The 6,953-nt window shown below is 64.5% G+C and carries 6 protein-coding genes; 1 reads left to right on the forward strand and 5 read right to left on the reverse strand.

Going from position 1 to position 6,953, the window contains the following annotated elements; translation table 11 throughout:
• Positions 1-144: 144 nt before the first annotated feature.
• The 3 genes from BHU62_RS03050 to BHU62_RS03060 are packed head-to-tail and all read right to left on the reverse strand — an operon-like array spanning position 145 to position 4,138.
• Positions 145-1,449: a cytochrome c gene (locus BHU62_RS03050; protein ID WP_073529090.1), complete on the reverse strand. Its 1,305-nt coding sequence runs from the start codon at positions 1,447-1,449 to the stop codon at positions 145-147.
• Between the two features lie 11 nt (positions 1,450-1,460).
• Complete coding sequence (locus tag BHU62_RS03055; protein WP_073529091.1) at positions 1,461-1,919, reverse strand: (2Fe-2S)-binding protein; 459 nt, start codon at positions 1,917-1,919, stop codon at positions 1,461-1,463.
• Entirely contained in the window at positions 1,919-4,138 is a 2,220-nt protein-coding gene (locus BHU62_RS03060; RefSeq protein ID WP_073529092.1) for a xanthine dehydrogenase family protein molybdopterin-binding subunit, read from the reverse strand. The genes BHU62_RS03055 and BHU62_RS03060 overlap by 1 nt, the downstream gene beginning before the upstream one ends.
• A 264-nt stretch (positions 4,139-4,402) precedes the next feature.
• Between BHU62_RS03060 and BHU62_RS03065 the strand changes: the two genes are divergently transcribed.
• Positions 4,403-4,894, forward strand: coding sequence for a DUF1003 domain-containing protein (locus BHU62_RS03065; RefSeq protein ID WP_171971288.1), 492 nt, complete (start codon positions 4,403-4,405; stop codon positions 4,892-4,894).
• 12 nt (positions 4,895-4,906) lie between these two features.
• On the opposite strand, the gene BHU62_RS03070 is transcribed toward BHU62_RS03065, so the two are convergent.
• Both BHU62_RS03070 and BHU62_RS03075 read right to left on the reverse strand, forming a co-directional pair.
• Positions 4,907-5,731: a M55 family metallopeptidase gene (locus BHU62_RS03070; RefSeq protein ID WP_073529094.1), complete on the reverse strand. Its 825-nt coding sequence runs from the start codon at positions 5,729-5,731 to the stop codon at positions 4,907-4,909.
• 1 nt (position 5,732) lies between these two features.
• Positions 5,733-6,806, reverse strand: coding sequence for a P1 family peptidase (locus BHU62_RS03075; RefSeq protein ID WP_073529095.1), 1,074 nt, complete (start codon positions 6,804-6,806; stop codon positions 5,733-5,735).
• Positions 6,807-6,953: the final 147 nt, after the last annotated feature.

The following is a 6,953-nucleotide window of genomic DNA, read 5'->3' on the forward strand; positions in this document are numbered from 1 at the left end:
TTTTTAATCAATTAAGCCAGGGCTAACCCCGCCTTGCTCACCCAATGTTGCGCACTGCCGCCGGCATGCCGGCAATAAAAAAAGCGGCGATACCCGCGATATCGCCGCCTTTAACCTGCACGCCGCCGTGGCGGCCGCGATGCGCTACTGCTTGCGCTGCTCCGCCACCTGTTTGGCGGTGACGGTGCCCTGCTTATCGCCGAAGTGGCCGACCACGAAGTTGGCCACCGCCGCCACTTCTTCGTCGGAATAGGCGCTGCCGAACGCCGGCATCATCTCATGCCGTTCGCCGATGCTGATGCTCGTCCCCTTCAGGATGGCCTGCACCACGCTGCGCCCCTGCGGATCGTTCACCGCCGTGCTGCCGACCAGCGACGCGTACTCGCTCTGGCGGCCCGGCCCGTTCCACTGGTGGCAGCCGCTGCAATCGTTGGCGAACACCCGCCGCCCAAGCGAACTGTCTTGGCCGCCAGGCAGGATCGGGGTGGAAGCCCCCGCGCCCTTCGGCTGCAGATTCACCGCCGCAGCGGCGTCGCCGGCGATCGGCTCGATATCGCGCAGGTATTTCACCAGCGCCAGATTATCTTCCGGTGTCAGGAACTGCAGGCTGTTTTCCACCGCTTCCGCCATCGGGCCGGCGGCGCTGCTGCGCCCCGGCGCATGACCGGTGGCCAGGTATTGCGACAGCTGCGGGTCACTCCAGCCACCGATGCCGGTCTGTTTGTCCGGCGTGATATTGGCGGCGAACCAGCCCTGCACCACTTCACCGCTCAGGTGCTTGCTCTGGTTAAGACCGAATCCCAGATTGCGCGGCGTGTGGCACTCGCCGCAGTGGCCCAGCGCCGTCGCCAGATAGGCGCCGCGGTTCCACTGCTCGTCTTTGCCGAGATCCGGCATGAAGCGCTGCTCGTGGAAGAACGCAAGGTTCCAGAATTTCATGCCCCAACGCTGGTTGAACGGGAACGACAGCTCGTTTTGCGGGTTGGCCTGTTTCACCGGCGGCAGGCTGAACAGATATTCTTTGATTGCCAGCACGTCGTCGCGGCTCAGCCCGGTGTACGAGGTGTAGGGCATCGCCGGATACAGGTTGCCCTGCGGCCCGATGCCCTCGCGTACCGCGCGCACGAACTGGTCGTCACTCCAGTTGCCGATGCCGGTTTCCTTGTCGGCGGTGATGTTGGTGCCGTAAATGGTGCCGAACGGCAACTTGAAGGCGAAGCCGCCCGCATACGGCGTGCCGCCCGGTGCGGTGTGGCACGCCACACAGTCAGCGGCACGCGCTAGGTACTCGCCGCGCGCCAGTTTGTCGGTGATGCCGGCCGGTGCCCCGGCGATCGGCGCCGCAGGTTCCGCGCCGGTGGGCCGCAGCAACGTGTACAACACGTATCCCCCCGCCAACACCACCACGGCGATAATCAGCCATAACAGCCCTTTCAAGGCGTTGCTCATCGCATCTCTCCCTAACCCAACGCCTTGGCGGCCTGGTGGATGGCGGCGCGAATGCGCACATAGGTGGCGCAGCGGCAGACGTTGCCGCCCATCGCCGCGTCGATGTCCGCATCGCTCGGGTTCTTGCTTTGCGCCAGCAGCGCGCTGGCGCTCATGATCTGGCCGGACTGGCAGTAGCCGCACTGCACCACGTCCAGGTCGAGCCAGGCTGCCTGCACCGCCTTGCCCTCCGGCGTGGCGCCCACGGCTTCGATGGTGGTGATTTTTTTGCCGACGGCGGCGGAGACCGGCGTCATGCACGAACGCACCGGTACACCGTCCAGATGCACGGTGCAGGCACCGCACATGGCGATGCCGCAACCGAACTTGGTGCCGGTCAGGCCGGCCTCGTCACGCAGAAACCACAGCAGCGGCATGTGCGGATCGCCCTCGAAGGTCAGCGTCTGCTCGTTTACGGTTAAATGAATCATCAGGTTCTCTCCTTGTCAGACGCTGGATTCGCGGTGGGATTATGCAGCGGCAGGCTCAGCGAGGTACGCGGCCGCCCGAGCAGCGCCAGCGCGTTGCCGACCGCCGGGGCGATGGTCGGTACCCCCAGCTCGCCCACGCCGGTCGGTTTCTCGGTCGAGGGCACGATGATCACCTCGACCTCCGGCATCTCATCGATGCGCAGCGGGCGAAAATTATTGAAGTTGGACTGTTCGACCACGCCATCTTTCAGCGTGATATTGCCGTACAGCGCCAGGCTTAGCCCGTAGCCGATACCGCCCTCGATCTGCGCGCGGATCACGTCGGGGTTCACCGCCACGCCGCAGTCCACCGCGCACCACACCTTGTGCACTTTCGGAATGCCGCCTTCGCCGATTGACACTTCAGCCACCTGCGCCACATAGGTATCGAACGCCTTGGCAACGCCCACGCCACGCGCGCGTCCGCCCACCACCTTGGCCCCCTGCCAGTCAGCGGCTTTGGCTACCGCCCGCAGCACGCCCGCCGCACGCGGCGCTTCGCCCATCAGCGCCAACCGCCCTTCAACCGGATCCTGCCCGGTTTCCTGCAACAGCTGATCGATAAAGCTCTCCACCGCATGGCCGGTGTGGGTGCTGGCGACCGACCGCAGCGAGGTGGTCGGTACCTTACCGGGCACGATGTGCGCATCGCAGCGGAAGGCCTCAAAGGTATAGGGCACCTCGCTGGCGCCCTCGACCATCATCAGATCGAGGCCATTGACCACCAGCGCATCCATTGCGCTATGGCGCGTCCAGGAGTGGCCGACCACGGTATCGGTCCAACCCACCACCTTGCCGCCGCGGATGGCGCCGCGCAGGCGGTGCAGGATCATCGGGCGATACCAGCCATTGCGGATGTCGTCCTCGCGCGTCCACACCACCTTCACGCCGTGGCCGGGGCCGATGCCCTTGGCCGCCGCCGCCATGTCGGCCGCCAGATCCGGCCCCAGCGTCGGGTTGCCTAAATCGATGCGGCGGCCGAAGCTGCCGCCGGCCAGAATGGTTTCAATCTGCACCTTGTCCGGCGGCAACTCGAACAGATCGCATAGCTGCTTGTGGTCGAGCGTTTGGATCTGGCAGCCGTAGCGCGCCTTGACGCTTTCACCGTCCCAAAACAGATAGCCGTCCAGCGGCTCCATCGGCGCGTGGGCGGCATAGGGAAAGGTGTATTCGGCCTCGATCACCTTGTCGGCCTGGCTTAAGACCTCGTCCGGCTTGCCGTGGATCTTCGCCACCACGCCGGTTTTCTGCGCCACCTGGCGGAATTCGGCGTAGATCTCCTCGGTGTTGCGCCGTTCGGCCTGCGCGTCGTCCCACGTCACCCGCAGCCGCTCCCGGCCCTGGATCGCCGCCCAGGTGTTTTTGGCGTAGACCGCCACGCCGGTGGCGATTTGCTTCACCGCCACCACGCCCGGCACCGCCAGCGCCCGTTCGGCGTCGAAGGTCGCCACCTTGCCGCCGAAACGCGGTGGCTTCTTGATGGTGACGGTCAACATGTCCGGCTCGTGGATATCCTGCGAGAACTGCGCGCTGCCGTTGGTCTTCGCCAGCGAATCGACGCGGTGCAGGCCGCGCGTTTTGCCGATCAGGGTGAAATTGACCGGATCCTTCAGCGTCAGGCTGGCGGGATCCGGCGGCGGCAGCGTGGCGGCCAGCGCGGCGAACTCGCCGAAGCCCGCTTCGCGCCCGCTGGCGGCATGGCGGATTTTGCCCGCCTGCACGGTGATTTCCTGCGCCGAGGTTTTCCAGCGCTGCGCGGCGGCCTGCACCAACAGCGCGCGCGCCATGGCACCCATGCGTCGCATCTGCTCATAGGCATTGGCGACCGAACTGGAACCGCCGGTGCCCTGGAAACCGAACGTCAGGTTTTTGTAGACACGGGTGTCTACCGGCGCGGCGACGACCCGCACCTGCGCCCAGTCGGCATCGAGTTCTTCGGCGACCAGCGTCGCCATGCCGGTATAGACCCCTTGCCCCACTTCGGTGTGCTTGCTGATCACGGTGACGATGCCATCGGCGCCAATCTGGACGAAGGCGTTGGCGTCAAGCGCCGTGCCGGAGGCCGTCGGGGCGTTTGCGCGCGCCAGCGCGCCGGTGGACGGCAGGTAAGCGCCGATCACCAACGCCCCGGCGCCGACGATAAACCGCCGCCGCGAAAGCGGGAGTTGCGATATGGTCATTGCTCATGGCTCCAAAAAAGCCGAATGCGTCACTGCGTTCGGCGAAACAGATCTTGTTATGGGAATGAGCTGTCGCGCCCTACTCATAGCGCAACAGAGCAATAATTAGCGTAGCCTATTATCCAGTAGGCCTAATGTTGAGAAGGGATTTTTCGTTGAGGAATCGTGCGATGTGGGCGCGGCGCCAGCCTATCGCACTGGCGAGTCTTTAAATTCATTTGTGCTATAAATGAAGCAATTCCAACCTCAATGAGTCTCACCACTATGTCGGAACACAAAAAATTTCGCTTGTATCGGCCGTTACAAGGCTTAACCCACACCTTTGGCGATCAATGGTTTGCCCTGAAAGCCGAAGCTTTCGCCCGCTTCTTCGGCACGCCGACTTTTTTGGTGGGACAAACGGTGGTGGTCGGCGTGTGGATCTATCTCAACCTGGCCGGATTCACCAAGTTTGACCCCTATCCTTTTATTCTGCTGAATCTGGCGTTCAGTCTGCAGGCCGCCTACGCCGCGCCGTTGATCCTGTTGGCGCAAACTCGTCAAGCCGAGCGCGATCAGGCGCACGCGCTGGCCGATGCCCAACATCGGGAAGATCTGGATGAGGCCATGGCGAAACGGCAAACCCTCGCCGAACAGCAGTCCGAGCAGCTGCTTGAGCTGCTGAAGCAAAACACCGAGCTCACCGCCCTGACCAAACAAATGGCCGAACGCATTGAAAACCTCACCATTCAGCTCGCCAACCGCGAACGCTTGTAATGGCGTGCACCTTCAGTTCTGCGTGGTCGCCAGATAGGAGAAGACGCTGAGCAGGCGGATTTGCGCCGCCATGTTGTCACTGGTGAAAGCAACGGTGAGTGCGTCCTGACGCTCCACGCCCGGCACCAGGCTGAACAGATCCGCCAGCACCGGTTTGGCCGCCATCAGCGTCAACCGGTAAGGCGGCGAGAAGCGGCGTTCCACCGGCAGTTTCGCGCTCTGGCGCACCTGCTGTATCGCCCGCTCACGGATTTCGGCGCGCGCCCGCTGTGGGCTGAGCGATTCGGCGGCGGTTTGCGAGATCGCCCGCTTCACGCAGACATAGCCGGTGTGCGGGTAGCGCTCGGCGATCCAGCGTTGCAGCTCATCGTCGCCGCTCACCAGCCACAGTGGCACGCTCAACTCGGCCGCTGCCGCCGCGTACAGATCGCTTTCTCCCACCACCTCGCCGTTCAGGCTGACGCGGTAAAAGGCTCGACCGTTAATGGTGTGAGCCAGCACGCCGCGCTCGCCGGCGGCGCTGTGATAGCCGATCAACATCAGGCCATCGTAGCGTTGGTGCTGCAACCCTTCCACCATCGACAGCCCGCGCGGCTTGCCCTGCACCAAGCGTGCGCGCCCATCGATGCGATCGGCACGCAGGTTCTGCATCATGGCATGGCTGTCAGCCACCGTCACCTCGGTGGCGCCGCCGGCGAAAGCGCCGTCGATGGCGGCGTTGACCTCCTGCTCCATCAACTCGCGCGCCGCCGTATAGTCGGCGTGGGCCGGGTTGCATTGCTCCGGCCGCATCACGCCGGCGATGCCTTCGATATCCGCAGAAATAAAGACTTTCACATCAGGCTCCTGTGTTTTCATGGTTCGCCGCCAGGCGGTCGAGCAACGGGCCCAGCGCTGCACGCGCATGCTGCTGGAAACCGCTGACGCCTTCGGCGCTGAGCAGGGCGTCCAGCACCGCATACTCGGTGGCGTCCGCCGCCGCCGCGAACAGCGGCTCCAGCCGTTCGTCCGGCAGCGTCGTCCCCAGCAACCGGGTGGAGAACGCCAGCGCGATGTCGCCGGAGCCGTGCCCCCAATGGCTGCCCACCCGCCCCAGACCGGCGCCCGCCCTACGGGCTATGCGGTTCAGCTGGCGGCTGTCCAGCGCCCGATCGCAGGCGATGATGATGATGACCGAACCGGCATCCACCTGCGGCGGCGGATCCGCCAGCAGCGTGCTCAACGCCTGGCCGACGCGCACGCCGCTCAGCGTCAGCGAGTCGAGAGTGCCGAAGTTGGCCAGCACCAACACGCCCAGCGTGGTCCCTAATCCCGGGCAATAGCGCGAGGCGGTACCGATGCCGCCCTTCAGACCGAAACTGCTCATGCCGCGCCCGGCGCCGACGCTGCCGCGCGCAAAGCGGGTGGAATGATTATCCAGCGCGCGGAACACGTGTTCCTCACGCACCGCCATCGCCTGAATATCGTTGAGGTAGCCGTCGTTGCACTCCAGCACCAACGGGTTGATGGTGGCGCTGCCGCGGCCGATCTGCGGGTAATGCTGGCAGCTGCGCCGCACCATGGCGTTGAACAACGTGCCGACGGCGAAGGTGTTGCTCAGCAGTATCGGCGTTTGCAGCACCCCCAGTTCGTTCAGTTGCACCAGCCCCAGCGGCTTGGCGAAGCCATTGAGCACCGCGCTGCCGCACGGCAGCGGCTGGTTGAACAGATCGCCCGGCGGCACGATGGCGGTGACGCCGGTCTGGCACTCGCCGTCGGCCAGCGTGTGATGCCCGACGCTGACGCCCGGCACGTCGCACAGGCTGTCGGTCGGCCCGGCCGGATAACGCGCCCCCGGCAGGCGGCGATGGCGCCGCCAATAGCTCAGCAGATTGTCGAGGCTTTGTTGTTCAAACGCTTGGCTGTCTGTCATGATTCTCTCATCCGCCGTTAGCCAATCAGAAAACCAGAATATCGCGCAATGCGCCGCGCCGTAAATTGAAAACCAGAGCGGGCAGAAAAAATAGCCTGGCCCCATCACCGTTCATTGCCTGCACTACTTTTTTGCCGCCGCCCCTAC

It is taken from the genome of Serratia marcescens (assembly GCF_001902635.1).
Classification (GTDB): domain Bacteria; phylum Pseudomonadota; class Gammaproteobacteria; order Enterobacterales; family Enterobacteriaceae; genus Serratia; species Serratia marcescens_F.

Excerpts from the sequence above, each read along its gene's own strand:
- BHU62_RS03060 (WP_073529092.1), bottom strand. The coding sequence starts at position 4,138 with ATGACCATATCGCAACTCCCGCTTTCGCGGCGGCGGTTTATCGTCGGC.
- BHU62_RS03065 (WP_171971288.1), top strand. The coding sequence starts at position 4,403 with ATGTCGGAACACAAAAAATTTCGCTTGTATCGGCCGTTACAAGGCTTA.
- BHU62_RS03050 (WP_073529090.1), bottom strand. The coding sequence starts at position 1,449 with ATGAGCAACGCCTTGAAAGGGCTGTTATGGCTGATTATCGCCGTGGTG.
- BHU62_RS03055 (WP_073529091.1), bottom strand. The coding sequence starts at position 1,919 with ATGATTCATTTAACCGTAAACGAGCAGACGCTGACCTTCGAGGGCGAT.
- BHU62_RS03075 (WP_073529095.1), bottom strand. The coding sequence starts at position 6,806 with ATGACAGACAGCCAAGCGTTTGAACAACAAAGCCTCGACAATCTGCTG.